Annotated in this window: 25 protein-coding genes; 11 read left to right on the top strand and 14 right to left on the bottom strand. The window is 68.0% G+C overall.

Translation table 11 applies throughout. The features are described 5' to 3' along the window. From B0W80_RS08145 to rfbB, 5 genes are read right to left on the bottom strand one after another with little or no spacing between them, the layout of a single operon-like run. A complete protein-coding gene (locus B0W80_RS08145) occupies positions 1–1,119 on the bottom strand; it encodes a class I SAM-dependent methyltransferase (RefSeq protein WP_076998624.1) in 1,119 nt (372 codons plus the stop codon). A gap of 17 nt (positions 1,120–1,136) precedes the next feature. Next, entirely contained in the window at positions 1,137–1,685 is a 549-nt protein-coding gene (gene rfbC, locus B0W80_RS08140) for a dTDP-4-dehydrorhamnose 3,5-epimerase (RefSeq protein ID WP_076998623.1), read from the bottom strand. Beyond that, positions 1,685–2,572 carry a glucose-1-phosphate thymidylyltransferase RfbA gene (rfbA, locus tag B0W80_RS08135; protein ID WP_076998622.1) on the bottom strand — a complete coding sequence of 296 codons (888 nt, stop codon included), beginning with the start codon at positions 2,570–2,572 and terminating at the stop codon, positions 1,685–1,687. The genes rfbC and rfbA overlap by 1 nt, the downstream gene beginning before the upstream one ends. Before the next feature lie 27 nt (positions 2,573–2,599). Continuing rightward, the gene (gene rfbD, locus B0W80_RS08130) at positions 2,600–3,490 is read right to left on the bottom strand and encodes a dTDP-4-dehydrorhamnose reductase (protein ID WP_076998621.1); all 891 of its coding nucleotides are present in this window, start codon (positions 3,488–3,490) and stop codon (positions 2,600–2,602) included. Next, positions 3,487–4,551, bottom strand: coding sequence for a dTDP-glucose 4,6-dehydratase (gene rfbB / locus B0W80_RS08125; protein WP_076998620.1), 1,065 nt, complete (start codon positions 4,549–4,551; stop codon positions 3,487–3,489). The genes rfbD and rfbB overlap by 4 nt, the downstream gene beginning before the upstream one ends. Positions 4,552–4,705: 154 nt before the next feature. On the opposite strand from rfbB, the gene B0W80_RS08120 reads away from it, so the two are divergent. The 4 genes from B0W80_RS08120 (at position 4,706) to B0W80_RS08105 (ending at position 7,152) form a co-directional block, all read left to right on the top strand. Beyond that, a complete protein-coding gene (locus B0W80_RS08120) occupies positions 4,706–5,185 on the top strand; it encodes a phasin family protein (RefSeq protein ID WP_256856516.1) in 480 nt (159 codons plus the stop codon). Between the two features lie 117 nt (positions 5,186–5,302). Next, on the top strand, positions 5,303–5,980 hold the full coding sequence (locus B0W80_RS08115; RefSeq protein ID WP_076998618.1) for a TetR/AcrR family transcriptional regulator: 678 nt from the start codon (positions 5,303–5,305) through the stop codon (positions 5,978–5,980). 16 nt (positions 5,981–5,996) lie between these two features. After that, complete coding sequence (locus B0W80_RS08110; protein WP_179106856.1) at positions 5,997–6,827, top strand: hypothetical protein; 831 nt, start codon at positions 5,997–5,999, stop codon at positions 6,825–6,827. 64 nt (positions 6,828–6,891) lie between these two features. Then, entirely contained in the window at positions 6,892–7,152 is a 261-nt protein-coding gene (locus B0W80_RS08105) for an acyl-CoA-binding protein (RefSeq protein ID WP_076998617.1), read from the top strand. Positions 7,153–7,174: 22 nt separating this feature from the next. On the opposite strand, the gene B0W80_RS08100 is transcribed toward B0W80_RS08105, so the two are convergent. The 5 genes from B0W80_RS08100 to B0W80_RS08080 are packed head-to-tail and all read right to left on the bottom strand — an operon-like array spanning position 7,175 to position 13,061. Continuing rightward, the gene (locus B0W80_RS08100; protein WP_076998616.1) at positions 7,175–7,543 is read right to left on the bottom strand and encodes a polyhydroxyalkanoic acid system family protein; all 369 of its coding nucleotides are present in this window, start codon (positions 7,541–7,543) and stop codon (positions 7,175–7,177) included. Then, complete coding sequence (locus tag B0W80_RS08095; protein WP_083745247.1) at positions 7,536–8,690, bottom strand: aminopeptidase; 1,155 nt, start codon at positions 8,688–8,690, stop codon at positions 7,536–7,538. The genes B0W80_RS08100 and B0W80_RS08095 overlap by 8 nt, the downstream gene beginning before the upstream one ends. Beyond that, complete coding sequence (locus B0W80_RS08090) at positions 8,687–10,711, bottom strand: molybdopterin-dependent oxidoreductase (RefSeq protein ID WP_076998615.1); 2,025 nt, start codon at positions 10,709–10,711, stop codon at positions 8,687–8,689. Before B0W80_RS08090 ends, B0W80_RS08095 begins: the two co-directional genes overlap by 4 nt. A gap of 44 nt (positions 10,712–10,755) precedes the next feature. Further along, positions 10,756–11,850 carry a M14 family metallopeptidase gene (locus tag B0W80_RS08085; protein WP_076998614.1) on the bottom strand — a complete coding sequence of 365 codons (1,095 nt, stop codon included), beginning with the start codon at positions 11,848–11,850 and terminating at the stop codon, positions 10,756–10,758. Further along, positions 11,847–13,061, bottom strand: a complete 1,215-nt coding sequence (locus B0W80_RS08080; protein WP_076998613.1) for a M20 aminoacylase family protein — start codon at positions 13,059–13,061, stop codon at positions 11,847–11,849. Before B0W80_RS08080 ends, B0W80_RS08085 begins: the two co-directional genes overlap by 4 nt. A gap of 129 nt (positions 13,062–13,190) precedes the next feature. Between B0W80_RS08080 and argE the strand changes: the two genes are divergently transcribed. From argE to B0W80_RS08060, 4 genes are all read left to right on the top strand, one after another. Then, positions 13,191–14,399 carry an acetylornithine deacetylase gene (gene argE / locus B0W80_RS08075; protein WP_076998612.1) on the top strand — a complete coding sequence of 403 codons (1,209 nt, stop codon included), beginning with the start codon at positions 13,191–13,193 and terminating at the stop codon, positions 14,397–14,399. Positions 14,400–14,446: 47 nt separating this feature from the next. Next, positions 14,447–15,616 (top strand): DUF445 domain-containing protein, encoded by a 1,170-nt coding sequence (locus B0W80_RS08070; RefSeq protein WP_256856515.1) that lies wholly within the window; start codon positions 14,447–14,449, stop codon positions 15,614–15,616. A gap of 122 nt (positions 15,617–15,738) precedes the next feature. Beyond that, entirely contained in the window at positions 15,739–16,236 is a 498-nt protein-coding gene (locus B0W80_RS08065; RefSeq protein WP_076998611.1) for a hypothetical protein, read from the top strand. Positions 16,237–16,257: 21 nt separating this feature from the next. Continuing rightward, a complete protein-coding gene (locus B0W80_RS08060; protein ID WP_076998610.1) occupies positions 16,258–16,653 on the top strand; it encodes a hypothetical protein in 396 nt (131 codons plus the stop codon). A 29-nt stretch (positions 16,654–16,682) separates the two neighbouring features. Here B0W80_RS08060 and B0W80_RS08055 read toward each other — a convergent pair whose 3' ends face one another. From B0W80_RS08055 to B0W80_RS08045, 3 genes are read right to left on the bottom strand one after another with little or no spacing between them, the layout of a single operon-like run. Then, on the bottom strand, positions 16,683–17,510 hold the full coding sequence (locus B0W80_RS08055; RefSeq protein ID WP_076998609.1) for an ABC transporter permease: 828 nt from the start codon (positions 17,508–17,510) through the stop codon (positions 16,683–16,685). Next, positions 17,510–18,451, bottom strand: a complete 942-nt coding sequence (locus B0W80_RS08050) for an ATP-binding cassette domain-containing protein (protein ID WP_256856514.1) — start codon at positions 18,449–18,451, stop codon at positions 17,510–17,512. Before B0W80_RS08050 ends, B0W80_RS08055 begins: the two co-directional genes overlap by 1 nt. A 36-nt stretch (positions 18,452–18,487) precedes the next feature. Then, the gene (locus tag B0W80_RS08045; protein ID WP_076998607.1) at positions 18,488–19,372 is read right to left on the bottom strand and encodes a LysR family transcriptional regulator; all 885 of its coding nucleotides are present in this window, start codon (positions 19,370–19,372) and stop codon (positions 18,488–18,490) included. A gap of 115 nt (positions 19,373–19,487) precedes the next feature. Here B0W80_RS08045 and B0W80_RS08040 point away from each other — a divergent pair, with 115 nt between their 5' ends. After that, a complete protein-coding gene (locus B0W80_RS08040; protein ID WP_076998606.1) occupies positions 19,488–20,141 on the top strand; it encodes a glutathione S-transferase family protein in 654 nt (217 codons plus the stop codon). Positions 20,142–20,200: 59 nt separating this feature from the next. Continuing rightward, the gene (locus tag B0W80_RS08035) at positions 20,201–21,157 is read left to right on the top strand and encodes a pyridoxamine 5'-phosphate oxidase family protein (protein WP_076998690.1); all 957 of its coding nucleotides are present in this window, start codon (positions 20,201–20,203) and stop codon (positions 21,155–21,157) included. A 5-nt stretch (positions 21,158–21,162) separates the two neighbouring features. On the opposite strand, the gene B0W80_RS08030 is transcribed toward B0W80_RS08035, so the two are convergent. After that, entirely contained in the window at positions 21,163–22,317 is a 1,155-nt protein-coding gene (locus B0W80_RS08030; protein WP_076998605.1) for a cytochrome P450, read from the bottom strand. 130 nt (positions 22,318–22,447) lie between these two features. Between B0W80_RS08030 and B0W80_RS34790 the strand changes: the two genes are divergently transcribed. Further along, positions 22,448–22,733: ESPR domain-containing protein (locus tag B0W80_RS34790; RefSeq protein WP_143684526.1), on the top strand; the 286-nt coding region annotated here is incomplete at its 3' end.

Below are 22,733 nucleotides of genomic sequence, written 5' to 3'. Positions count from 1 at the left end.
CTACGCCAGCCGCCTGGCGAGCCAGCGCACCGGCGCCAACAGCCTCCACGAGCGAGAGTTCGTCATCGTGGCCAGTGCTTGTCGGGCTTCGGCCATGCCGGCGTTCGCCTCAGCCATGCCGGCGCGCGCTTGAGCCGCAACGGCTTCCGCCTGCTGCAATTTTTGTTGCGTGGACTGGAGCGTCCTCTTGGCCTCGCCCAGTTCGCTGTGGAGGCGTTGCCGCTCTTCCAACGATTCTGCTTCGAGTTGCTGCCGTCGAGCATCCAGTTCCAGGGCCCATGCCGTCCGCTGATCGAATTCGGCTTGCAGCGCCAGATGCTGTTGCTGAAGCTGCCGGTGCTCCGCATCCAGACCCGACGCCCAGCGCATGACGCCCTGCTGCTCCGTATACAGATCAGTGCCAGGCTCGACGAAGAGATTCGGGGAAATAACTGGAAGCAAATGCGCGCTCGCCGCGCAGACCGCGACGAAGTACATGTTTTCATGCGACAGCAAGGTTTCCGCGCTGGCGCCAGCATCCCCGAGCAAGAGCGCTTCGTAGCGCGTGCTTGCCCGCTCGAGCGGCAACAAAGCGGATGCCGTCAGAAAACGCTGACCGAAGTAGCGAGTCGCACCGAAATGCCTGCCCAGAAGCGCGTCGAGCTCATCGAAGTACAGCTCCTTGACGTGAAATTCGTTGACGTAGTTGCGATCGTCCGAATAGACCTTCTTGTTCGGTGAGGAGATCACGAGCAAGCCGTCCGGCTTCAACACACGCCGAATCTCCGCCAGCATCTCCTCCTGCTCATCGAGGTGCTCCAGTGTCTCGAAAGAAACGACGACGTCGATGCTCGAATCCTCGACCGGAATGGCTGTTGCACTCCCCTGTGCAAATCGGAGATGCGTCAGACGCTCATAGTTGCGGGCTGCGTGATCGACCGCCTCTTGCGAAATGTCGACGCCAACGACCGAACGGGCAACCTGTGCGAGCAGCGCCGAGCCATAGCCTTCGCCACAGGCGATATCCAACACGTCGCGGCCAGCGCAGAGAGATTGCGCCCAGCAGTAACGATGCATGTGCTCGTAGCGAATCTCTCCGCTTTCCGTGGGGATGAAGCGTTCTCCGGTGAAATCAAGCATGCCATCGGCCACGTTATTCAGTCGAACAGGTCTGCCGCCTTGAGGCTCACCGCAGCCGCATCCTTCGCCGACAGTTGCGGCGCACCGCCCACATCCGGCCACTGGATGGCCAGGTCTGGATCGTTCCAGGCGATCGCCCGCTCGTGCGCGGGCGCGTAGTAGCTCGTGGTCTTGTACAGAAAGTCGGCCGACTCGCTCAGGACCAGGAAGGCATGCGCCAGGCCTGGGGGCACCCACAGTTGCTTCTGGTTCTCTTCGTTGAGTTCGACGCCGACCCAGCGGCCGAAGGTCTTCGAGGACTTGCGGATGTCGACGGCCACGTCGAAGACCGCGCCGCGCGCCGCCCGCACCAGCTTGCCCTGCGGCTGCCGGATCTGGTAGTGCAGGCCACGCAGTACGCCCTTCACCGAGCGCGAATGATTGTCCTGAACGAACTCGACGTGATTGCCCACCGCGTCGTCGAAAGCCTTCTGGTTGAAGCTTTCCATGAAAAAGCCCCGTGCATCGCCGAACACCTTCGGCTCGATGATCAGGACATCGGGGATCGAGGTAGGCGTGATTTTCATCAGCGAATCTCTTCCGCAAGAAGATGGTTGAGGTACTTGCCGTAGCCGCTCTTTTCCAACGGTGCGGCAAGCTTGGCCAGCTGCTCCCGGTCGATGAAGCCATTGCGCCACGCCACTTCTTCGGGGCACGCGATCTTGAGCCCCTGGCGATGCTCAAGCGTCGCGATGAACTGCGCCGCTTCCATCAGGCTGTCGTGCGTGCCCGTGTCCAACCACGCATAGCCGCGCTGCATGATCTGCACGTTGAGCTGATCGCGCTCCAGGTAGGCCTGATTGACAGCCGTGATCTCCAGTTCGCCGCGCGCGCTGGGCTTGACCGCCTTGGCGATGTCGACCACCTGGTTGTCGTAGAAGTAAAGCCCGGTCACCGCATAGCTGCTCTTGGGCTTGGTGGGCTTTTCCTCGATGCTGCTGGCCTTGCCCGTGCCGTCGAAGGCCACCACCCCGTAGCGTTCCGGATCGTGCACGTGGTAGGCGAAGACGGTGGCACCGCTCTGCTGGGCATCGGCATCCGAAAGCAGGTGATCGAAGTCATGGCCATAGAAGATGTTGTCCCCCAACACCAGCGCACTCGGCGCACCACCGATGAACTTGTCCCCGATGACGAAGGCCTGCGCCAGCCCATCCGGACTCGGCTGCACCGCGTACTGCAGGTTGATGCCCCACTGGCTCCCGTCGCCCAGCAGCTGCTGAAAGCGCGGCGTGTCCTGCGGCGTGCTGATGATCAGGATGTCGCGCATGCCGCCCAGCATCAGCGTGCTGAGCGGGTAATAGATCATCGGCTTGTCATAGACGGGCAGCAGCTGCTTGCTCATCGCCAGCGTGGCCGGATGCAGCCGCGTGCCGGAGCCGCCGGCCAGGATGATGCCTTTGCGTGTTGTTGTCATGTCGCGTCTCTCTTGTGCGGGTCGGGGTCAGAGCGTCTCTTTGAGCATGCGGGCGACGCCCAGCCGCCAGTCGGGCAGTTCGAGTCCGAAGGCGGCCCGCAGCTTGGCGGTGTCGAGGCGCGAGTTATGGGGCCGGCGGGCGGGCGTGGGGAACGCGCTGGTCGGCACGGGCTCGACCGCGGACGGCTGCGCCTTGAGCTCGACTCTGGCGGCCAGCGCCTGCTCCAGCACGAAACGCGCATAGCCATGCCATGTGGTTTCACCGCCGGCCACGAGATGGTAGAGCCCGACCTTGCCCGGATCGCGCAGCGTCTCGCGTATCGCATGCGCCGTGACGTCGGCCAGCAGTTCGGCCCCGGTCGGCGCGCCGAACTGGTCGTCGATGACCGTCAGCCGGTCGCGCTCCTTGGCCAGCCGCAGCATCGTCTTCGCGAAGTTGCCGCCGCGCGCCGCGTAGACCCAGCTCGTCCGAAAGATCAGGTGCCGCTTGCAATGGCCGGCCACCAGTTGCTCGCCCTCGAGCTTGGTGCTGCCATAGACGCTCAGCGGTCCTGTCGCATCGTCTTCGCGCCAGGGCTTGCTGCCGCTGCCGTCGAAGACGTAGTCGGTCGAGTAATGCACCATCAGCGCACCGATCTGCTGGGCCGCCTGCGCCACGATGCCGGGCGCCGTCGCATTGAGCTTGCGCGCCAGCTCGGGCTCGCTCTCGGCCTTGTCGACTGCCGTGTGCGCCGCCGAATTGACGATCACGTCGGGCTTGACCTGCAGCACGGTGTCGGCAAGTCGCTCGGGCTGGCTGAAATCGGCATGAAAGTCGGTGCTGTCGAAATCGAGCGCGACCACGTCGCCCAGCGGCGCAAGGCTGCGCTGCAGTTCCCAGCCGACCTGCCCGCCCTTGCCCAGCAGCAACAGCTTCATGCCGCCGCCTCGTACTGCTTCTTCACCCAGTCGCGGTACGCGCCGCTTTGCACGTTGCGCACCCACTCGGCATGGTCGAGGTACCACTCGACGGTCTTGCGGATGCCGGTGTCGAAGGTCTCGGCCGGCTTCCAGCCCAGCTCGCGTTCGAGCTTGTGCGCGTCGATGGCATACCGGCGGTCGTGGCCGGGCCGGTCGGTGACGTAGGTGATCTGCTCGCGGTAGCTGCGGCCGTCGGCCCGCGGACGCAGCTCGTCGAGCAGTGCGCAGACGGTGTTGACGATCTCGATGTTGGGCTTTTCGTTCCAGCCGCCGACGTTGTAGGTCTCGCCGAGCTTGCCGCCCTCGAGCACGCGTCGGATGGCGCTGCAATGGTCCTTGACGTAGAGCCAATCGCGCACCTGCATGCCGTCGCCGTACACGGGCAGCGGCTTGCCGGCGAGCGCGTTGACGATCATCAGCGGGATCAGCTTCTCGGGAAAGTGGAAAGGCCCGTAGTTGTTCGAGCAGTTGGTGGTCAGCACCGGCAGGCCGTAGGTGTGATGCCAGGCGCGCACCAGGTGGTCGCTGGCGGCCTTGCTCGCCGAATAGGGGCTGTTGGGCTCGTACTTGTTTTCTTCGGTGAAAGCCGGGTCGGTGGCCGAGAGCGAGCCGTAGACCTCGTCGGTCGACACGTGCAGGAAGCGGAAGGCCTGCTTGCTCTCGGGTGCCAGCCCGCTCCAGTAGCCCCGCACCGATTCCAGAAGCCGGAAGGTGCCGAGCACGTTGGTATGCACGAAATCCTCGGGTCCGTGAATCGAGCGGTCGACGTGCGACTCGGCCGCGAAGTTGAGCACCGCGCGCGGCTGGTGCTCGGCAAGGAGGCGGTCGATCAGTTCGCTGTCGCCGATGTCGCCCTGCACGAAGACGTGCTTCGGGTCGTCCTTGAGAGAAGCCAGGGTTTCGAGATTGCCCGCATAGGTGAGCTTGTCGAGATTGACGACGGCTTCGCCGCTTTGCGCGAGCCAGTCGAGAACGAAGTTGGCGCCGATGAAGCCGGCGCCGCCGGTGACCAGGATCATGGGGTCGTCCCTTGCAATGGAAAAAGACCGCCTCGGGGCGGTCGCGGCGTGATTATCCCATCCCCCGATGTATCAAGAGGCAGCTAGATGCGGCCGCCTAACGAAGCGGCGTCACCCCGGCTAGAGTGCCTCGATCAACCTCAAAGGAATGCCCATGGCCGACGACGACAAGACCGACCGCATCAAGGACTCCGCCCAGCAGATCTGGCTCGCCGGCCTCGGCGCCTTCGCCAAGATGCAGCAGGAAGGCAGCAAGGCCTTCGAGGCGCTCGTGAAGGACGGCATGGGCGTGCAGAAGAAGACCCAGCAGGCCGCCGAGGAAACGTTGAGCCAGGCGCAGGCCCGCATGGCCGGCTTCGCCAGCGACTTCGGCAACCGGGCTGCCGGCGGCTGGGGCAAGCTCGAGAACATCTTCGAAGACCGGGTGGCCCGCGCGCTCGAAAAGCTCGGCGTGCCATCGGCGCAGCAGGTCGCGGCGCTGCAGGCGCGCGTGGAGGCGCTCGAAGCACAGCTCAAGCACAAGGAGGCCGCCGTGCGCCCTGCGCGCACCCCGCGCAAGACGGCCGCGCGCCATCCGGCCGAGGCCGCGGCCAAGCCGTCGCGGCGCCGCAAGCCGCCGGCCGACGACGCCTGAGCACAGCCTGACAGACCCGCTGCGGCACTTCGCCGCAGCGCAGCAATCCCCCATGGCGCGGGACTTGCGATAGAGTGGCTTCAGGAGACAACCCCAGAACCCGGAGGCCACGACCTCATGGTCAAGAAAGCGCCACGCCGCACTGCGCAACGCATCCTCGAAGCCGCCCTGGACCTGTTCAACCGGTTCGGGGAGCCGAACGTCTCCACCACGCTGGTGGCGGGCGAGCTCAACATCAGCCCCGGCAATCTGTACTACCACTACCCGGCCAAGGACGAGCTGATCAACAAGCTCTACGAAAGCTACGAGACCGAACTCAACGAGCTGCTGCACGCGAGCGAAGGCGTGCACGACGTGGAAGACGCCTGGTTCTTCATGCACAGCCTGTTCGAGCTGATCTGGCGGTACCGCTTCCTCTACCGCGACCTCAACGACCTGCTCTCAAAGAACCGCCACCTCGAGCGGCAGTTGCAATTGGTGCTGCAGAACAAGGCCCGCGCAATCCGCACACTGCTGATCGGCATGCGCCGCGCCGGCCACCTGGCCATCGACGAGCGCGAACTCGACCCGCTGGCCCACAGCATGGTGGTGGTGCTGACCTACTGGCTGAGCTACGAATACGTGCGCAACCCGCGCGAGGCGCTGGAGCCGGAGCATGCGCAGGGCGCACTGCTGCGCGGTGCCCACCACACGCTGCACCTGCTCGCGCCCTACCTCGCGGCCGAGCAGCGCAGGCATCTGCTGTCGCTCAGCAATGCTTACGCGGGCAGCGAAGAACAGGCGGCAACGGCCTGAACGGCCAAGGCGTTCCATGGCCCACCCCGACCTTCGCCCCCTCTCGCTGCTGTCCGGCGGCACCGCTTCCAGTTCGGAGCCCTGGACGCCCATGCCGTACCGGGACGCGCCTCATTACGACAGCGCACAGGTGCTCAAGCACTGGGACCGGCTGCACGTGGGCCAAGGCCTGCCGCCGCCGGCGAAGGGGCCGCTGGCCGAGGGTTGGGCGCTGTACCACAGCGGCGAATTCGAGCGTGCCGCCCATCTGGGGCTGCGCCTGGGCCACGACGGCCTGATCCTCTGCAACCAGGCGACCGCCATCTACGCCACCTACCTCGAGCCGCGCGAAGCCGCACGGCAGGCGCTGTTCAGGCAGGTGGCGGAGCGTGCCGCCACGCAGGCCGCCGCGGAGCCGGACAACTGCCAGGCGCTGTTCTGGCAGGCCTACGCGCTGGGCCGCTACAGCCAGGGCATCAGCGTCGCGCGGGCCCTGGCGCAGGGCCTGGGCAGCAAGCTCAAGGGCGCGCTGGAGCACGTGATCGAACTCGAACCCCAGCATGCCGCGGCCCACATCGCGCTCGCGGCCTTCCATGCGGAAGTGATCGACAAGGTCGGTGCGCTGGTCGGCCGCATGACCTACGGCGTGCGGGCCGAGACGTCGATCGAGCTCTTCGAGAAGGGCCTGTCGCTGCACCCGCGTTCGGCCGGCGCGTTGATGGAATATGCGCGCGGGCTCCTGATGCTGGAAGGCGAAGGTCGCACGGCGGACGCCACCCGCCTCTACGAACGGGCCGCCGCGCTCGAACCCGTGGATGCCCGCGAACGACTGGACATCGAACTGGCACGCGCAGGCCTCACCGATTGAGCCGCGCGCGTTTTTCAACGGAACCGCCACTTAAGATGCGGCCTTCCGCCACAAGACTTCCGCCATGTCCGACCTGAACGCCCAGTTCGAAACCGCCCAAGCCAACTCGCGCCTGCTCCCCGAGCGCCCCGACAACCCGACCCTGCTGAAGATCTACGGCCTGTTCAAGCAGGCGACCGTCGGCGACAACACCGAGAAGAAGCCCAGCTTCAGCGACATCGTCGCGCGCGCCAAGTGGGACGCCTGGACCGCCCAGAAGGGCGCGAGCGCCGACGAGGCCAAGCAGAAGTACGTCGACCTGATCGAATCGCTGCGCGGCGGTTGAGCCGCGCGGCCGACGAGACGCCTCAGCGCCAGTCCTTGTCGTTGTAGGCGTCGTCGTCCTCGCCTTCATCGCCTCCACTGCCTGCTCTGCCCTTTTGCGGGCCCTCGCCCAGCAGCTCGTCGAGCTTCGTCCGCAGGCGGTGCTCGATCTGTTCGCTGAAGCCGGCGAACAGGCCGGCCAGCGTGGCGTGGAGCTTGAACGCGGTCCCGCTGACCTCGACGCGGCCGTCGACGCCGGCCCGGCTGAAGCGGCCCAGGTCCTGCGTGTCGCCCTCTTCGTAGCTGCAGCTCAGCCCGTAGTCCTGCTCGACCTGCCGGACCCATCGGCGCGCGATCGTCCGCGCGGCGTCGATGCCCAGGTTGTGGCTTCGTTCGATCTGGATGTCAGGCACCGGGCCCTCCCTGTCGTTGCGGTTGTCGATGAATTTGCTCGGCCGGCATGCCGGCGGCCGGTGTCGCGTCGCCGCCGCGCAGCGCCTGCAATCTCTGGTCTTGCGGCAGTGCGGCGAGGCGCCTGGCTTCGGCGTAGAAGCGCGGCCAGTCGCGGCCCTCGCGCTCGAACAGGGCTTCGAAGCCGGGAACCAGGTCGTCGTAGGCGGCCTGCGCGCCGAAGAGCGCGTTGTTGGCGCGGGCCACCCAGCCGTCGTAGGCGCCCTGCCGCGGGCCGCTCCAGCCCGCGCGCAGTTCGGCATAGCGCCGGCGAAACTCCTCCATCGCCGCATTCTTCTGCACGTCGACCGTGGCCCAGTCCTGCTGCTGCGCCGCCAGCGAGGCATAGACGTCCGCCAAGGCACGCCGCGTGTTCGCCGTCAGCACACGAAACTGCTGGCGACGCGCGTCGAACTGGGCGTACTCCAGGCGCGCGGCCTCGCCGGCCTGGGTCTGCAGCCAGCGCGCGCCGCCGATGCGCTCCACCGCGGTGGCGAAGGATTCGTTGAACATGGTGTCGCCCGCGACGTAGAGCACCTGGTGCGCGAGTTCGTGGAACACGATGCGGGCGAGTTCGCCTTCCGGGTAGCCGATGAAGGTGGACAGCAGCGGGTCGCCGCCGGCCCAGTTCATCCAGCCCAGCGTGGAATAGGCCGGCACCGGGTACGCGACCGACTCCAGGCCCTGCCCGCTCTGCACGGCGGCTTCGGCCCGCGCCGCGGCCTCTTCGTAGTAGCCGCGGTAGCCGACGCAGCCGGCAACCGGGAAGCACCAGGTCTTGAGGGTCAGCGAATGCGGCGGCGCCGCCACCACGTTCCAGACCGCGGCGGCGCGATGCAGGTCGGCATACGACTTGTAGCTGGCGTTGTCGGGCAAGCCCAGTTCGGCCACGGCGAAGCGGCGGATGCGTTGCGCCAGTTCCAGCTTGGCCTTGAGCGGCTCGGAGACCTTCGGGTCCTGCAGCCATTCCGGCACCGGGCGCGCCGCGCGCATCAGGTCGATGTGGCCGCTGGCCGATTGCCAGTAGTAGCCCAGGTCCGCGCAACCGCCCAGCAGCGCCAGGGCCAGCGCCCCCAGGCCCAGACGCGAAGCGGCGCGGCGACGCCTCATGCCGGCGCCACCTCGACCAGGCAGTCGTAGAAGGTGGGGCCGCGGCCGATGTCGGTCAGCCGCTGGCTGGTGAGCTGGTTGACGTTGGTGCCGTCCACGCCGAGCTTGCGCCACCAGATGCCCAGCCCGTGCACCACGCCCGGTCGGGCGCGGCGCGACACCTCGGCGCGGCAGCGGTGTTCGCCGCGCCGGTTGAACACGCGCACCATCGCGCCGTCGACGATGCCGCGCGCGGCGGCATCGCTTTCGTGGATTTCCAGCAGCGGCTCGCCCTCGATGGCACGCAGGCTCTTCACGTTGACGAAGCTCGAGTTGAGGAAGTTGCGCGCGGGCGGCGAGATCATCGCGAGCGGAAACGCGGTGGAGCTGCCGGCCGGCTCGTGGTTGGGCACGTGGTCCGGCAGGCCGTCCTGCCCCATCGCGGCGAGGCGCGCGCTGAAGAACTCGCAGCGACCCGAGGGCGTGGGAAATGCGCCACCGGCATAGGGCGCATCGGGCAGCGGCAGCGTCGCGAAGCCCCGGACCGCGAGCGCCTCGAAGTCGATCACGCCCGGCGCGAAGGCGCTGCGGCACAGCGCTTCGTCGTCATCGGCGAAGCAAGGGTCGTCGAAGCCCATGCGGCGTGCCAGCGCGCGGAACACCCAGGCGTTGCTGCGCGCCTCGCCGCGCGGCGCCACGGCGGGCCGGTTCAGCAGCACGTCGGTGTGGCCATAGCTGGTGTGGATGTCCCAGTGCTCGAGCTGGGTGGTGGCGGGGAGCAGGTAGTCGGCGTAATCGGCGGTGTCGGTCTGGAACTGCTCCAGCACCACCGTAAAGAGGTCTTCGCGCGCGAAGCCCGCGACCACCTTGCCCGAGTCCGGCGCCACCGCCACCGGGTTGCTGTTGTAGACGACGATCGCGTCGACCGGATTCGCGCGGTCGAGCAGCGCGTCGCCGATGGTGCTCATGTTGATGGTGCGCGGCCGGCGGCCGGCCAGCAGGTCGGGCCGCTGCAGCGCGGCGCGGTCCACCGGAAACAACCCGGAGCTGCTGAGCAGCAAGCCACCGGCGCGCTCACGCCAGGCACCAACCAGCGCGGGCAGGCAGGCGATGGCGCGCGCTGCGTTGCCGCCCCCGTGCACCCGCTGCATGCCGTAGTTGAGGCGGATCGCGGCCGGGCGGGTGGTGCCGTAGGCGCGGGCCAGGTCGACGATCTGCGCCTCGGGCACGCCGCAGACGGCGGCCGCGCGCGCAGGCGGCCATTGCAGCGCGCGCGCTCGCAGCGGCTCCCAGCCCAGGGTGTGCTGCGCGATGTAGTCGTGGTCGAGCCAGTCATGCACGATCAGCTCGTGCATCAGCGCCAGGGCCAGCGCGGCATCGGTGCCCGGCAGCAGCGCGACGTGCTCGTCGCATTTGTCGGCGGTTTCGGTGCGGCGCGGGTCGATGCACACCAGCCTGGCGCCGGCCCGCTTGGCCGCCTGGGCGTGCCGCCAGAAGTGCAGGTTGCTCGCGATCGAGTTGCTGCCCCAGATCAGGATCAGCTTCGCCTCGGCGAAGAACTGCATCCGCATGCCCACCTTGCCGCCCAGCGTGTACGTCATGGCTTCACCGCCGGCCGTCGAGCAGATGGTGCGGTCGAGCAGCGAGGCGCCGAGCTTGTGGAAGAAGCGCCGGTCCATCGATTCGCCCTGCACCAGGCCCATGGTGCCGGCGTAGCTGTAGGGCAGGATCGCCTCCGGCCTGTCGTTTGCAAGGGCGTTCAGGCGCGCGGCGATGTCATCGAGGGCGGCATCCCAGCTCACGGCCTCGAAGCGGCCGCTGCCCTTGGGGCCCACCCGTTTCATCGGGCTGAGCAGCCGCTCGGGATGATCGTTGCGCTCGATGTAGCGCGAGACCTTGGTACACAAGGCACCCGCCGTGTGCGCGTGCTCGGGGTTGCCTTGCAGCTTGACGGCGCGGCCTTCCTGCACGGTGGTCACGAAGGAACAGGTGTCGGGGCAATCGTGGGGGCAGGCGCCGAGCACCTGGGTCGGGGAATTCATGGTGGGCGGGAGCAGTTTCCCGTCGAGTCTAAGTTCTGAACGGGCTATCCGGCCAACCCGTCTGCGGCCTGGAACATCGCCTGCCGCGCCTGGCTGATCACCTGCCCGCGCCAGGCATCGGTGTCGCTGTAGAAGGCGGCGAACATGCGCGCGCGGATCGACTCTGCCAGTTCGGCCGGCGCGCCCGGGTGCCGGTGCAGCCAGTGGTCGCCGCGCAGCGCGGTCATGACTTCGAGCATCGGCTCGGTGCCGTATTCGAGCGCGATCGCGGTGAACTCGGCCCGCGGGCATTCTTCTTCCAGCGAAAAGGCCATGAGCCCCGTCAGAAAGGCCGAGGTGGACGAGCCGTCGTACATCGAGGTGACCGGCAAGGCCGGCGTGCCCCACCAGGCATTGGCACGCGCGTAGGCCGCGGGGTCGTCGCGGCAGGCGAAGATGCGCTCGCCGATGCCGTTGGGGCCGAGCCCGGTGTGCATGTCGATCCAGCCCACGCGCCGCGCGGCGGCGGCATGCGTGCGCAGCACCTCGCGCACGGTGCGGTTGCTCCAGGTCGGCGCGGCGCCGCCGAAGAACAGGCCGTCGGCGAACTGGTACTGGCCGCGGCTCACGGCGGCCTGGTAGAAGGCCAGGCCTTCGCGCGCGATCAGCGTGTCGATCGCGGCCTGGTTGTCGGGCGTGGGCGGCCAGGCTTCGGGCAGCAGCAGCGCATGCAGGCTGGCATAGGCCTCGTTGACCGGCAGCGGCTTCGAAAAATCCACGAAGTTGCGGTTCAGGTCCACGTTCTCGTGGGTCACGCGCCGGCCGAGCGAAAAGCCGTGCGGGTTGAGCGCATGCAGGTACAGCACCGCCACGCCGCGGTCGCGCGCCTTCTCGCGCCACTCGGCGTCGTGCAGCGCGAACACCTGCACGCCGCTGCCGCAGTGGCCCTCCACGCCATGGCAGCCGCTGCTGACGATCAACAGCGCCTCGGCGTCCGGCGCGCCGTCGAGCGCCACGTCGAGCGCCAGCTCCTCGCCGTCGCGGCCCGCGAGCGGATGCACGTGGGAGCGCACGGCAAGCCCGGCGCCGGCGCAGCCTTCGAGAAACTTGCGCCGCGCCAGCGCGTACCGGGGTGCGAAGGCCTCGCCGACGCCGATCATGCGCCGCGCCCCTCGGCCGCGCCGGGGCTGCCCAGGAACTCTTCGGCCAGCCGCACCCAGCAGGTCGCGCCGAGCGGTATCAACTCGTCGTTGAAGTCGTAGCTCGCGTTGTGCAGCATGCAGGGGCCGCCGCCATGGTGCAGGTCGCGGTGGCTGCCGTCGCCGTTGCCGATGAAGGCGTAGGCGCCGGGCTTGGCCTGAAGCATGAACGCAAAGTCTTCGGCGGTCATGGCGCCCTCCTGCTCGAGCACGTTGTCCTCGCCCACGATGCCGGCCATCACCCGGCGCGCGAAATTCGCCTCGGCCGCGGAGTTGATGGTGGGCGGGTAGTTGCGGTGGAAATGGAAGTCGCACCGCGCCTCGTGCGCCGCGCTCACGTGCTCGGCGATCGTTCTCATGCGCGCTTCGATCAGGTCCAGCGCCTCCAGGGTGAAGGTGCGCACGGTTCCCCTGAGTTCGCAGGTGTCGGGGATGACGTTGCTGGCCTCGCCGGCATGAATCATGGTCACCGAGATGACGCCCGGGTCGGTCGACTTCTTGTTGCGGGTGACGATGGTCTGGAAGGCCTGCACCATTTCGCAGGCAATCGGCACCGGGTCGATGCCGGTGTGCGGCAGCGCCGCGTGCCCGCCCTTGCCGTGGATGGTGATGGTGAACTCGCTGCTCGATGCCATGGCCGGCCCGGGGCTGACGGCGAACTGGCCCGCCTTCATGCCTGGCCAGTTGTGCATGCCGAACACCGCCTCCATCGGAAACTGCTCGAAGAGCCCTTCCTTCACCATCTCGCGGGCGCCGCCGCCGCCTTCTTCGGCCGGCTGGAAGATCAGGTAGACCGTGCCGTCGAAGTTGCGGTTCTTCGCCAGATGCTGCGCTGCCGCAAGCAGCATCGCCGTGTGCCCGTCGTGGCCGCAGGCGTGCATCTTGCCGGGGTGCTTGCTGGCGTGGTCGAAGGTGTTGAGCTCGGTGACGGGCAATGCGTCCATGTCGGCGCGCAGGCCGACCGCGCGGGCGCTGGTGCCGTTCTTGACGATGCCGATCACGCCGGTGGTGGCCAGGCCGCGGTGAATGGGAATACCCCATTCGGTGAGCTTGGCGGCCACCACGTCGGCGGTGCGAACCTCCTTGAAGCAGAGTTCAGGGTGGGCATGCAGGTCGCGCCGGACGACGGCCATGCCGGCCGCCTGCGTGACCAAAGAATCGATTAGTTTCATAAGCAGCAGTCTAGGCTCAGCCGTAAGTACTCGCCACCCCGCGACTTCTCCACTCGACAACGGCTTCTTTATCAATGCAAGGTATGACGAATCACCCGATTCGGCTGCAAGTTTTGTGACAATGCCCGGATGCCACCGCCCCTTTCCACCCGCAGCCTAGACTTCGCCCAGACGCTGGTGCGCATGAACACCGTCAGCGCCAACAGCAACCTCGAGCTGATCGACTTCGCCCGCGACCACCTGGCCGGCCTGGGCGTGCGCAGCCGCCTGACCTACAACGCCGACAAGACCAAGGCCAACCTCTTCGCCACCCTGGGTGCCGGCAAGCCGGCCGGCGTCATCGTCTCGGGCCACACCGACACCGTGCCCTGGGACGGCCAGGCCTGGAGCGTCGACCCGCTGTCGGCCATCGTGCAGGACTGGCCGCAGGACGAGCACAACGGCGAATCGATGTCGGTGGAGCCCCGCCTCTACGGCCGCGGCTCGGCCGACATGAAGAGCTTCATCGCGATCGCCCTGGCCAATGCCCAGCATTTCATCGAAAGCGATTCGCCCTTCGCCGTGCATTTCGCCTTCAGCTACGACGAGGAAGTCGGCTGCTTCGGCGTGCGCGAGCTGATCGCCGACCTCAAAGAGCAGAACATCCGGCCGCTGGCCTGCATCGTCGGCGAGCCGACCATGATGGTCCCCGCCATCGCCCACAAGGGCGTGTACCGCTACCGCTGCTGCGTGCGCGGCAAGGAGGCGCATTCGTCGCTGACGCCGCGCTCGGTCAATGCCATCGAGATGGCGGCGCGCCTGATCGGCAGGCTGCGCGACATGGCCGAGGGCTTCGAACGCGAGGAGCCGCGCTGCGCCGGCTTCGACGTGCCCTTCAGCACCGCCAGCGTGGGCCAGTTCCATGGCGGCATCGCCGACAACGTGGTGCCGCGCGACGCCGAGTTCCGCTACGAGTTTCGCGACCTGCCCACGGCCGACGCGCAGCGCATGCAGAAAGAGATCCGTCTGCATGCCAACCGCCTGGAAGCCGGCATGAAGAAGATCGCGCCCGAGGCCGGCTTCAACTTCGAGACCATCTGCGAGATCCCCAGCTTCCTGACCAGCGCCGACGACCCGGTCACGCGGCTGGCGCAGCGCCTGTCGGGCGAGACGCGCACCGCGCTGGTCGCCTTCGGCACCGAGGCCGGCCTCTTCAAGCAGGCCGGCATTCCGACGGTGGTGTGCGGCCCCGGCAGCATCACCCAGGCGCACCAGCCCGACGAATACGTCACCCTGGCGCAGCTGGCGCGCTGCGAGCAGTTCCTGCGGGGGCTGGCGGCCACCCGGGAGATCCGCTGAAGCGCGTCGCCCTCGGCCTGCTCGGCGCTGCCGCCCTGCTCTACGCGGTGGCGACGGCGCTCGCGGCGCGGCACCCGGCCTGGGGCTACGTGGCCGCCTTCGCCGAGGCGGCGATGGTCGGCGCCATCGCCGACTGGTTCGCGGTGGTCGCGCTGTTCCGGCATCCGCTGGGCCTGCCGATTCCGCACACGGCGATCATCCCGTCCAACAAGGACCGCATCGGCGCGAGGCTGGCCGGCTTCATCTGCAACAACTTCCTGAGCACGCCGCAGGTGCTGGCCAAGCTCGAACAGTTCGACCCGGCGACGCGGCTCGCCCTGTGGCTGTCGCAGCCGGCGCACGCCGCCGTGCTGGGCGAGCACCTGGTGGCGGCGGCGCGTTACGGGCTTTCGGTCTTCGACGACGCGCGGGTGCGCGACTTCATCGGGCGCATGACGGCTGCCGGCCTGGCGCAGCTCGACGTCGCGCGCCTGGCAGGCCAGGCGCTCGATGCGCTGACCGCGCATGGCCGCCACCAGGCGCTGCTCGACGACGTGCTGGCGCAGGTCGCCGCCGCGGTCGAGGGCGAGGAGGTCCAGTCGCAGATCACCGAAGCTATCGCGCGCGAGATCCGGGCGCTGCGCTACGTCGGCCTCGACCAGGTCACGGCCCGGCTGGCCAGCCGCAAGGTGGTGGCCGCGGCGGCGCGCACCGTGGCCGACATGGCTGGCGACCCGGCGCACCCGATGCGCCAGCGATTCGACACCTTCACGCGCGAGTTCGTCGACCGGCTCAAGACCGACCCCGAGTTCCAGCGCCGCGGCGAGGCCATCCGTGCGGAGCTGCAGGCGCATCCGGCCATCGGCGAATACCTGCACGGGCTGTGGAGCGAACTGCTGGCCTGGCTGCACGCGGACCTGGCCAGAGACGACTCCAGCATTCGCCAGCGCATCGTCGCGCTGTCGGGCTCGCTCGGAGACCGGCTCGCTGCCGACGAGGCCATGCGGCGCTGGATCAACGAGCAGGTCATCGACGCCGCACCGCGCGCCATCGAGCGCTACCGCGAAGACATCCGCCGCTACATCGTCGAGCGCGTCGGCCAATGGAACGCCGAAGAGATGAGCACCGAGCTCGAAAAGCACATCGGGCGCGACCTGCAGTTCATTCGCATCAACGGCACGCTGGTCGGCGGGCTTGTCGGGCTCCTCATTCATTCGCTGACCCAGGCCTTCGGTTGAATCGTCGCTTCGGCGGCCGCGAGACGGCGACCTTTGGTGACGGCCCCGTTACTTTTTGGAACTTTTGAAGCGAGCCCCGTGACTCATGGGCGCCAATCGGGCAGTCACCAGGGAGCTTGACTTTGCAACACCATCCGAACCAGAAAATCGAAGCGCTCGCACGCGCAGCCTCGGCGAATCTGCCGCAACTGCAGTGCGCGTTGGAACAAGGTTACGTGCCGCCGCCCGAGGGCACGCTGTCCGCCCCGCAACAGGCCGCGCTTTTCCGGCTGGTTCAACAGCTGTGCGACGAAGGCCACTTCCTGCAGGCTGCGCCGCTGGCGCTGCAACTCGCCGTTCATCACCCCAAGGACAGCCGATATTCCTTCATCGCCGGGCGTGCTTTCCAGCGCCTGGCCATCTTCAACATCGCGGCCGTGCTCTACGGCCTGAGCCTGCAACAGAACCGAACGCCGACCTCGATGTACCGGCTGGGCGAATGCATGGCAGGTCTCGGGCAGCCCGAAACGGCGATCCGCTTCTTCGACGGTGCCTTCGACATCGCACGCGGCGACGACAGCTTCCGCCACGTGCAGGACCTTGCGATGCAGGCGATCGAGCGGCTCCGGTCGACGACTTGATTCATTTCAATTGGGAAACCCATGAACACGATCAACACGAGCAACATCACCAGATCGAACGTGCCGCCGCCACGCGAAGAGTCGGGCTCCACTCAAGCGAACAGCATCGCGGAGGGCGGTCACGCTCCCGACAGCCTCGACGTACCCTCCGGGGTGACCGCGTCGGACGCAGATGTCCGCATCGCTGTCGAAGCCATTGAAACCATTGAAACCATGCATGCCCCGACGCAGGCTTCGACAGGCAACTCGTTGGTGGTCCGCATGACATCCGGTGCGGCAACGGGCGGTGCGGTCGCGAGCGCGTTAGCGTATGGGTTCACGGGCTACCCGGACGCCGCCTTGGCAGGCCTCCTTCCCGGCATGATTTGCGGCGCGATGGTGGCCTTGGCGTCGGAGTACGCAGTACATCGCAGCTAGCATCGCGATCAAACGATGGCGTCGTGCGCTCAGGCCCCGAACCGCCGCCGCGTCAACGCCAGCGCCACCCAGTACGCCACCACGGTGTAGCCCAGCAGCACGAGCGCGTGCCGCCACCAGTCGGCCGGCCACTGGTCCATGAACAGCGGCCGCACCAGCGCCACGGCGTTGGCCAGCGGCAGCCAGTTCGCGATGGTGTGGACCACGCCGGGCAACTGCTCCAGCGGAAAGAACACGCCCGACAGGAACATCATCGGCGTCATGAAGAGCGTGAAGTAATAGGTGAAGAAGTCGTAGCCCTTCGCCAGGGCGTTGAAGATCAGCGCGATGCACGAAAAGGTGATGCCCACGCCCGCCAGCACCAGCCATGCGACCAGCAGCTTCGGGCTGTGGCTGATGCCCAGCCCCAGCATCACGAACAGGATGGCCGTGGTCGTGAAGATCGCCTTGAAGGCGGCCCACAGCATCTCGGCCATCACCACGTCGTCGAGGCCCACGGGCGCGTTCATGATGCCGTCCCAGGTCTTCTGCACGTGCATGCGCGAGAAGGCCGAGTACAGCGCCTCGAACGAAGCCGCGTTCATCGAACTCATGCAGATCGACCCGCTGGCCAGGAAAAGGATGTAGGGCACGGAAGTGCCCCCCACGTCCACCTTGCCGACCAGCGCACCCATGCCGTAGCCGAACGCAATGAGCCAGATCAAGGGCTCCGCGATGTTGCCGATCAGGCTCGGTATGGCGAGCTTGCGCCACACCAGCAGGTTGCGCAGGAACACCGGCCACCAGCGCATCGACAACTCGGGCGGGCGCCACACCGAAGGCGCCGCCGGGGATGCTTCGTTGATCAAGGCACTCATCAGCCGTCTTCCCGAATTTGCCGGCCGGTCAATTTGAGGAACAGGTCTTCCAGATTGGCCGGCCGATGGAATGTGCGCAGGCCCTTGTGGCCGTCCAGCGCGTTGAGCAGGCCGCGTGCGTCCTGCGTATAGAAGAACACCGTCTCGCCGCTCACTTCCACGCGCGCAGCGAAGTCCTTCAGCGGCGATTGCGCGAGTGCCAGTGCGCCATTGCCGTAGACCTCGACCACGTCGGGCTCCAAGTGCTCGGCGATCAGGTCGCGCGGCCGGCCCTCGGCGATCTTGCGGCCGTGGTCGATCACGATCAGCCGCGAGCAAAGGCGCTCGGCCTCGTCCATGAAGTGCGTGGTCAGCAGGATCGACTTGCCCTGCTGCAGCAGCAGTTGCAGCCGTTCCCACATCAGGTGGCGCGCCTGCGGGTCGAGCCCCGTGGTGGGCTCGTCGAGCATCAGCAGCTTCGGGTCGTTGACCAGCGCGCGCGCCAGCGACAGCCGGCGGCGCATGCCGCCCGACAGCTCGCCCGGCTTGGCATCGGCCTTGTGCGACAGGGACGCAAACTCCAGCAGCTTCGGAATGCGCGGCGTGATCTCGCGCCGGCTCATGCCGAAGTAGCGCGCGTAGACCATCAGGTTCTCGGCACAGCTGAAGTCCGGGTCGAGCGTGTCGAACTGGCTCACCACGCCGAGCTGCGCCTTGATGGCGCGTCCATCCCGCGGCATCGACAGCCCGCCCAGCGCTTCGATGGAGCCGCCGTCGGGCGCGGTGAGGCCCAGGCACATCCGGATGGTCGTGGTCTTGCCGGCGCCGTTGGGCCCGATCACGCCCAGGCATTCGCCGGGCGCGATCGAGAACGAGAAGTCGTCGACCACCGTGACGTCGCCGTAGCGCTTGAAAAGATGGTTGGCCTGGAAGAGCGGGGAGGATGGGGCGGTGGAAGACACCGGGGCATTGTGGCGCAAGGGCGAATCCGCCCCGGTTCACAATTTGAGCCCCTGGAATTCGGCCTTCATCCAGTCGATGAAGGCGCGCGTGCGCGCCGGCAGCAGGCGCGCGTTCGGATAGATCACGCTGACCGGCCGCGGCACCGACTCGAAGGCTTCGAGCACGATCCGCAGCCGCCCCTCGCGCACCAGCGGCAGCACCTGGTACGAGAAGAAGATGCCGAAGCCCACGCTCGCCGCGCAGGCCTCCACCGCCGGCGCGATGTGGTTGAACTCCAGGTTGCCGCGCGCCGCCACGGTGAAGCTGCGGCCGTTCTCGCGAAAGGACACGGGCGCGCCCGGCATCACACGCACGCAGTTGGCATCCAGCAGTTCGCGCGGATGGCTCGGCACGCCATGCTTGCGCAGGTACTCGGGGCTCGCCACCACCACGCGGCGGATGCTGCCCAGCTGCTGCGCGACCAACGACGAATCTTCGAGCGGGCTGATGCGGATGCCGACATCGATGCCCTCCTCCAGCAGGTTCACCGTGCGGTCGTGCAGCAGCACGCTGCAGCGCATCTTGTCGTAGCGCTCGAGAAAGCGAACGATCGCCGGCGCCACGTACATGTGCCCGAACAGCACGGGTGCGGTGATGGTGAGCTGCCCTGCGGGTTCGGCCGCTTCCACCGACAGCGCGCGGTCGGCCGCATCGGCCGCCGACAGCACCTCGCGCGCGCTGGCCAGGTACTGCCGGCCCTCCTCGGTCAGCGTGATGCGGCGCGTGGTGCGATGGAACAGGCGCACCCCCAGGTGCGCTTCGAGCGCGGCGAGGGAGCGCACCACGGCAGGCAGGGAGCTGTCGAGCGCATCGGCCGCGCGGGTCAGGCTGCCGTGGTCGGCGATCTGCACGAAGGTGTGCATGGCTTTGAGGCGGTCCATCGCACGATTAAACCGGAAATCGCAGCAGTGAAGTGCAGTCCGGCCCATTACTCCGATCGAGGCAACAACGAACAATCGGCCCATTCGATTCAACCCATCCCGCAGGAGCACGCCCATGACCGCCGCACGCCTCACAAGTCCCGCCAGCCCCATCACCGTCCACAACGCGACCATCTCCGGCCACTGCCACCGCGTCCGCCTCTTTCTCTCGCTGCTCGACCTGCCCTTCGAAACCGTCGAGGTCGACTTGCGCGCCGGCGAGCAGCGCAGCCCCGCATTCCTGCGGCTCAACCCCTTCGGCCAGGTGCCGGTGATCCAGGACGGCGACGTGACGCTGGCCGATTCGAACGCGATCCTGCTCTACCTGAACGAACGCTACGCGCCCGACCCGGCACGCTGGCTGCCGCGCGATGCGCTCGGCGCAGCGCGCGTGCAGCGGTGGCTGTCGGTGGCCGCGGGTCCGCTGGCGCAGGGGCCTTCGATGGCGCGCGTCATCGTGCTCTTCGGGCTGGCGACCGACCCGTCCGACGTGATCGCGCGTTCACACAACCTGCTGACGGTGATGGAGCAGGAACTGGCACACCAGCCCTTTCTGGCCGGCGACGACCTGACGCTCGCGGACGTCGCCAACTACAGCTACGTCGCCCACGTGCCCGAAGGCAACGTCTCGCTCGAGCCCTATCCGAAGGTGCGCGAATGGCTGGCGCGCGTCGAATCGCTGCCAGGCTTCGTGCCGATGGTGCGGTCACCGATCGGGCTGGCATCATGAGCCCCGGGCCGGCCGCTCCGAACGGGGCTCGCACCGCAGGCGAAAGCGAAGGCCTTCCGGTGCACGCCGCCGCGTGGCACGAAGGCGAACGCCTGCTGCAGGCGCGCGCCGGCGTCGCGGAACGCATGGCCGAGATCGGCCCGCGCGTGCTGCGCGACTACATGCCCGACCAGCATCGCAGCTTCTTCGCGCAACTGCCCTTTCTGGTCACCGGCAGCCTCGATGGCGAAGGCCGGCCCTGGGCCAGCCTGCTCGCTGCGCCGCCCGGCTTCGCGCACTCGCCCGATCCACGCCACCTGCGCATCGACGCGTTGCCGATGGCAAGCGATCCGCTGGCCGCGGCCCTCGTGCCCGGCGCGCCGATCGCACTGCTGGGCATCGAGCCGCACACGCGCCGGCGCAACCGCATGAACGGCACGCTCGATGCGCTCGACGGCCGCGGCTTTTCGATCGAGGTGGGGCAAAGCTTCGGCAACTGCCCGAAGTACATCCAGGCACGCGAGCCGGTCTTCACGGGCGGCGCACAAGGCGCGCAGTTCGGGCCGCGCATGGAAAGGCTGGACGCCCACGCGCAGGCGATGATCCGAGAGGCCGACACCTTCTTCATCGCGACCGCACATCCCGCGGCGGCGCATGCGGACGGCCCGGCCCAGGGCGTCGACGTGTCGCACCGAGGCGGCCGTCCCGGCTTCGTGCGGCTGGACGACGACGGCACGATGACGGTGCCCGAATTCATCGGCAACTTCTTCTTCAACACGCTGGGCAACATCGCGGTGAATCCGGTGGCCGGTCTGCTGTTCGTCGACTTCGAGCGCGGCGACCTGCTGCAGGTCGCGGCGACGGCGGAAGTCGTGTGGGACGGCCCGGAGCTCGACTCCTTCGAAGGCGCCGAGCGGCTGTTGCGCATGCGCGTGGTGAGTGCCCGGCGCGCCGCCGGCGCCCTGCCCCTGCGCTTCGGCCCGGCCAGCCTGTCGCCCTTTCTCGAAGCCACCGGCCGCTGGCGCGCCGCGGCCTGAGCGGCTCAGCGAAAGACCGGAATGCGCGCGTTGGCCGAAGGCCGATAGGTCCAGCCGCGGATCGCCAGCGAGGCCGGGTCCAGCCCGCCCGCTAACAGCGTTTGAACGCCGACAGCGGCCAAGGTGCAAGCCAGGGCCTGCCCCGGGCAGGCATGCGCGCCATGGCCGAAGCCCAGCAAGTGGCGCTCGGCGCGATGCAGATCGAAGCGGTCCGGCGACGGGTTGAGCGCCGGATCGCGATGCGCCGCCCCGAGCACCAGCAGCACCGCGTCGCCGGCAGCGAGCGTGACGCTCGCCAGGCTCAGCGGCTCGGCCGCGAAGCGCCGCGTGTTCTGCACCGAGGGGTCGTGGCGCGCGGTTTCCTCGACCAGCGCCTGCACCAGATCTGGCTGCGCCCGCACCTGCTCGGGCAGCCCCGGCTCGCGCGCCAGGGCCACCAGGCTGTTGCCCATCAGGCCGGCGGTCGCCTCGCAGGTCTGCGATAGCAGCCCGACCAGATTCGCCAGCAACGCGGGCGAGCCGTCGTCCGGCGCCTCGGCACGCACGGCCGCGAGCAGGCTGCCTTCGCGGGCCGGGCGCTTGGTGGCCAACGTTTCGAAGCGCGCCATCAGCGCAACCGCGGCCTCGCTCGCGGCCTGCAATTGCGCCTCGCTGGACAGCGGCGACAGACAGGCGACGAAATCGCGCGTCCAGGCCGCCAGCGCCGGCAAGTCGTCGTCGGCAAAGCCCAGCAGGTGGCCCACGCCCGCGACCGGCCAGGCGAAGCAGGCATCGTCCACCGTGGCAGCCGACAGTTCCGCAACGATGCGCCGCATGCCCGCCTGCGCCAGCCCCAGGTCCATCCTCGCCAGCGCGCGTTGCAGTACGGGCTTGTGCGCCGCATGCGGCGCACCGTCGTTCATCCGCACGAGGCGGCCGAACAACTCGCCAGCCGGGGTGCCCGCGATGGCGCGCGGCACCGGCTCCGTGGCGGGCCGCACCCGCAGCGCCGGATGGGTGAAGAGTTCGCGAACAACTTCGGCCCGGCTCGCGACCCACAGGTGCAGACGCTCGTCGCGCGCCAGTGCGGGGCCTTCGCGCAGTTCCGCGTACCAGCCGTACGGGTCGGGATGGGTGACGGCCGCGACGGCGTCGGCGGGTGGGGCGTGGGTGTCGTTCATGCGAGCAGTGTGGCGCTTCTTCGGAGCCGCGTAGCGCCCAAATATCGCAAATAGTCGCGAACTCCTGACACGGATTCGACCCGCCGATAGATTGCGCGTCCATGTCTTGCACCGCGGGTTCGCTCACTTCATGAACTGCATCTATCGCGTCGTCTTCAACGCCGCACTTGGCATTCACCAGGTGGCTTCAGAACTGGCGCGATGCACCGGCTCGACCCGCACGCGCGGACACGTCGCCCGCCAAAGACGTGAACCACAAAGCCGGCCGTGGCGGTTGAACGGCATCGCGATCACGCTGGCGCTCTGGCTGGCGTCCGGTGCGCAAGCCCAGGTGGTCCAGATCGGCATCGGCGGTAGGGGCGTCGACGGCATCCTGGTGAACGGCGAAATCAGCTACGGCGGCGGCTGGGGCGGCA

This window comes from Variovorax sp. KK3 (assembly GCF_001984055.1).
In the GTDB taxonomy this organism is placed as follows: Bacteria; Pseudomonadota; Gammaproteobacteria; order Burkholderiales; family Burkholderiaceae_C; genus Variovorax.
The sequence above is the reverse complement of the archived record's forward strand: the minus strand, read 5'-3'. Positions and strand labels throughout refer to the sequence as shown.

What these genes read in the sequence shown, in the direction of transcription:
- B0W80_RS08085 (WP_076998614.1), bottom strand. Translation starts at nt 11,850, where the DNA reads ATGATCGGCGTCGGCGAGGCCTTCGCACCCCGGTACGCGCTGGCGCGG.
- rfbA (WP_076998622.1), bottom strand. Translation starts at nt 2,572, where the DNA reads ATGACAACAACACGCAAAGGCATCATCCTGGCCGGCGGCTCCGGCACG.
- B0W80_RS08090 (WP_076998615.1), bottom strand. Translation starts at nt 10,711, where the DNA reads ATGAATTCCCCGACCCAGGTGCTCGGCGCCTGCCCCCACGATTGCCCC.
- B0W80_RS08030 (WP_076998605.1), bottom strand. Translation starts at nt 22,317, where the DNA reads ATGAACGACACCCACGCCCCACCCGCCGACGCCGTCGCGGCCGTCACC.
- B0W80_RS08045 (WP_076998607.1), bottom strand. Translation starts at nt 19,372, where the DNA reads ATGGACCGCCTCAAAGCCATGCACACCTTCGTGCAGATCGCCGACCAC.
- B0W80_RS08110 (WP_179106856.1), top strand. Translation starts at nt 5,997, where the DNA reads ATGGCCCACCCCGACCTTCGCCCCCTCTCGCTGCTGTCCGGCGGCACC.
- B0W80_RS08145 (WP_076998624.1), bottom strand. Translation starts at nt 1,119, where the DNA reads ATGCTTGATTTCACCGGAGAACGCTTCATCCCCACGGAAAGCGGAGAG.
- B0W80_RS08080 (WP_076998613.1), bottom strand. Translation starts at nt 13,061, where the DNA reads ATGAAACTAATCGATTCTTTGGTCACGCAGGCGGCCGGCATGGCCGTC.
- rfbB (WP_076998620.1), bottom strand. Translation starts at nt 4,551, where the DNA reads ATGATCCTGGTCACCGGCGGCGCCGGCTTCATCGGCGCCAACTTCGTT.
- B0W80_RS08060 (WP_076998610.1), top strand. Translation starts at nt 16,258, where the DNA reads ATGAACACGATCAACACGAGCAACATCACCAGATCGAACGTGCCGCCG.
- B0W80_RS08055 (WP_076998609.1), bottom strand. Translation starts at nt 17,510, where the DNA reads ATGAGTGCCTTGATCAACGAAGCATCCCCGGCGGCGCCTTCGGTGTGG.
- rfbC (WP_076998623.1), bottom strand. Translation starts at nt 1,685, where the DNA reads ATGAAAATCACGCCTACCTCGATCCCCGATGTCCTGATCATCGAGCCG.
- B0W80_RS08120 (WP_256856516.1), top strand. Translation starts at nt 4,706, where the DNA reads ATGGCCGACGACGACAAGACCGACCGCATCAAGGACTCCGCCCAGCAG.
- B0W80_RS08040 (WP_076998606.1), top strand. Translation starts at nt 19,488, where the DNA reads ATGACCGCCGCACGCCTCACAAGTCCCGCCAGCCCCATCACCGTCCAC.
- rfbD (WP_076998621.1), bottom strand. Translation starts at nt 3,490, where the DNA reads ATGAAGCTGTTGCTGCTGGGCAAGGGCGGGCAGGTCGGCTGGGAACTG.
- B0W80_RS08105 (WP_076998617.1), top strand. Translation starts at nt 6,892, where the DNA reads ATGTCCGACCTGAACGCCCAGTTCGAAACCGCCCAAGCCAACTCGCGC.
- argE (WP_076998612.1), top strand. Translation starts at nt 13,191, where the DNA reads ATGCCACCGCCCCTTTCCACCCGCAGCCTAGACTTCGCCCAGACGCTG.
- B0W80_RS08095 (WP_083745247.1), bottom strand. Translation starts at nt 8,690, where the DNA reads ATGAGGCGTCGCCGCGCCGCTTCGCGTCTGGGCCTGGGGGCGCTGGCC.
- B0W80_RS08115 (WP_076998618.1), top strand. Translation starts at nt 5,303, where the DNA reads ATGGTCAAGAAAGCGCCACGCCGCACTGCGCAACGCATCCTCGAAGCC.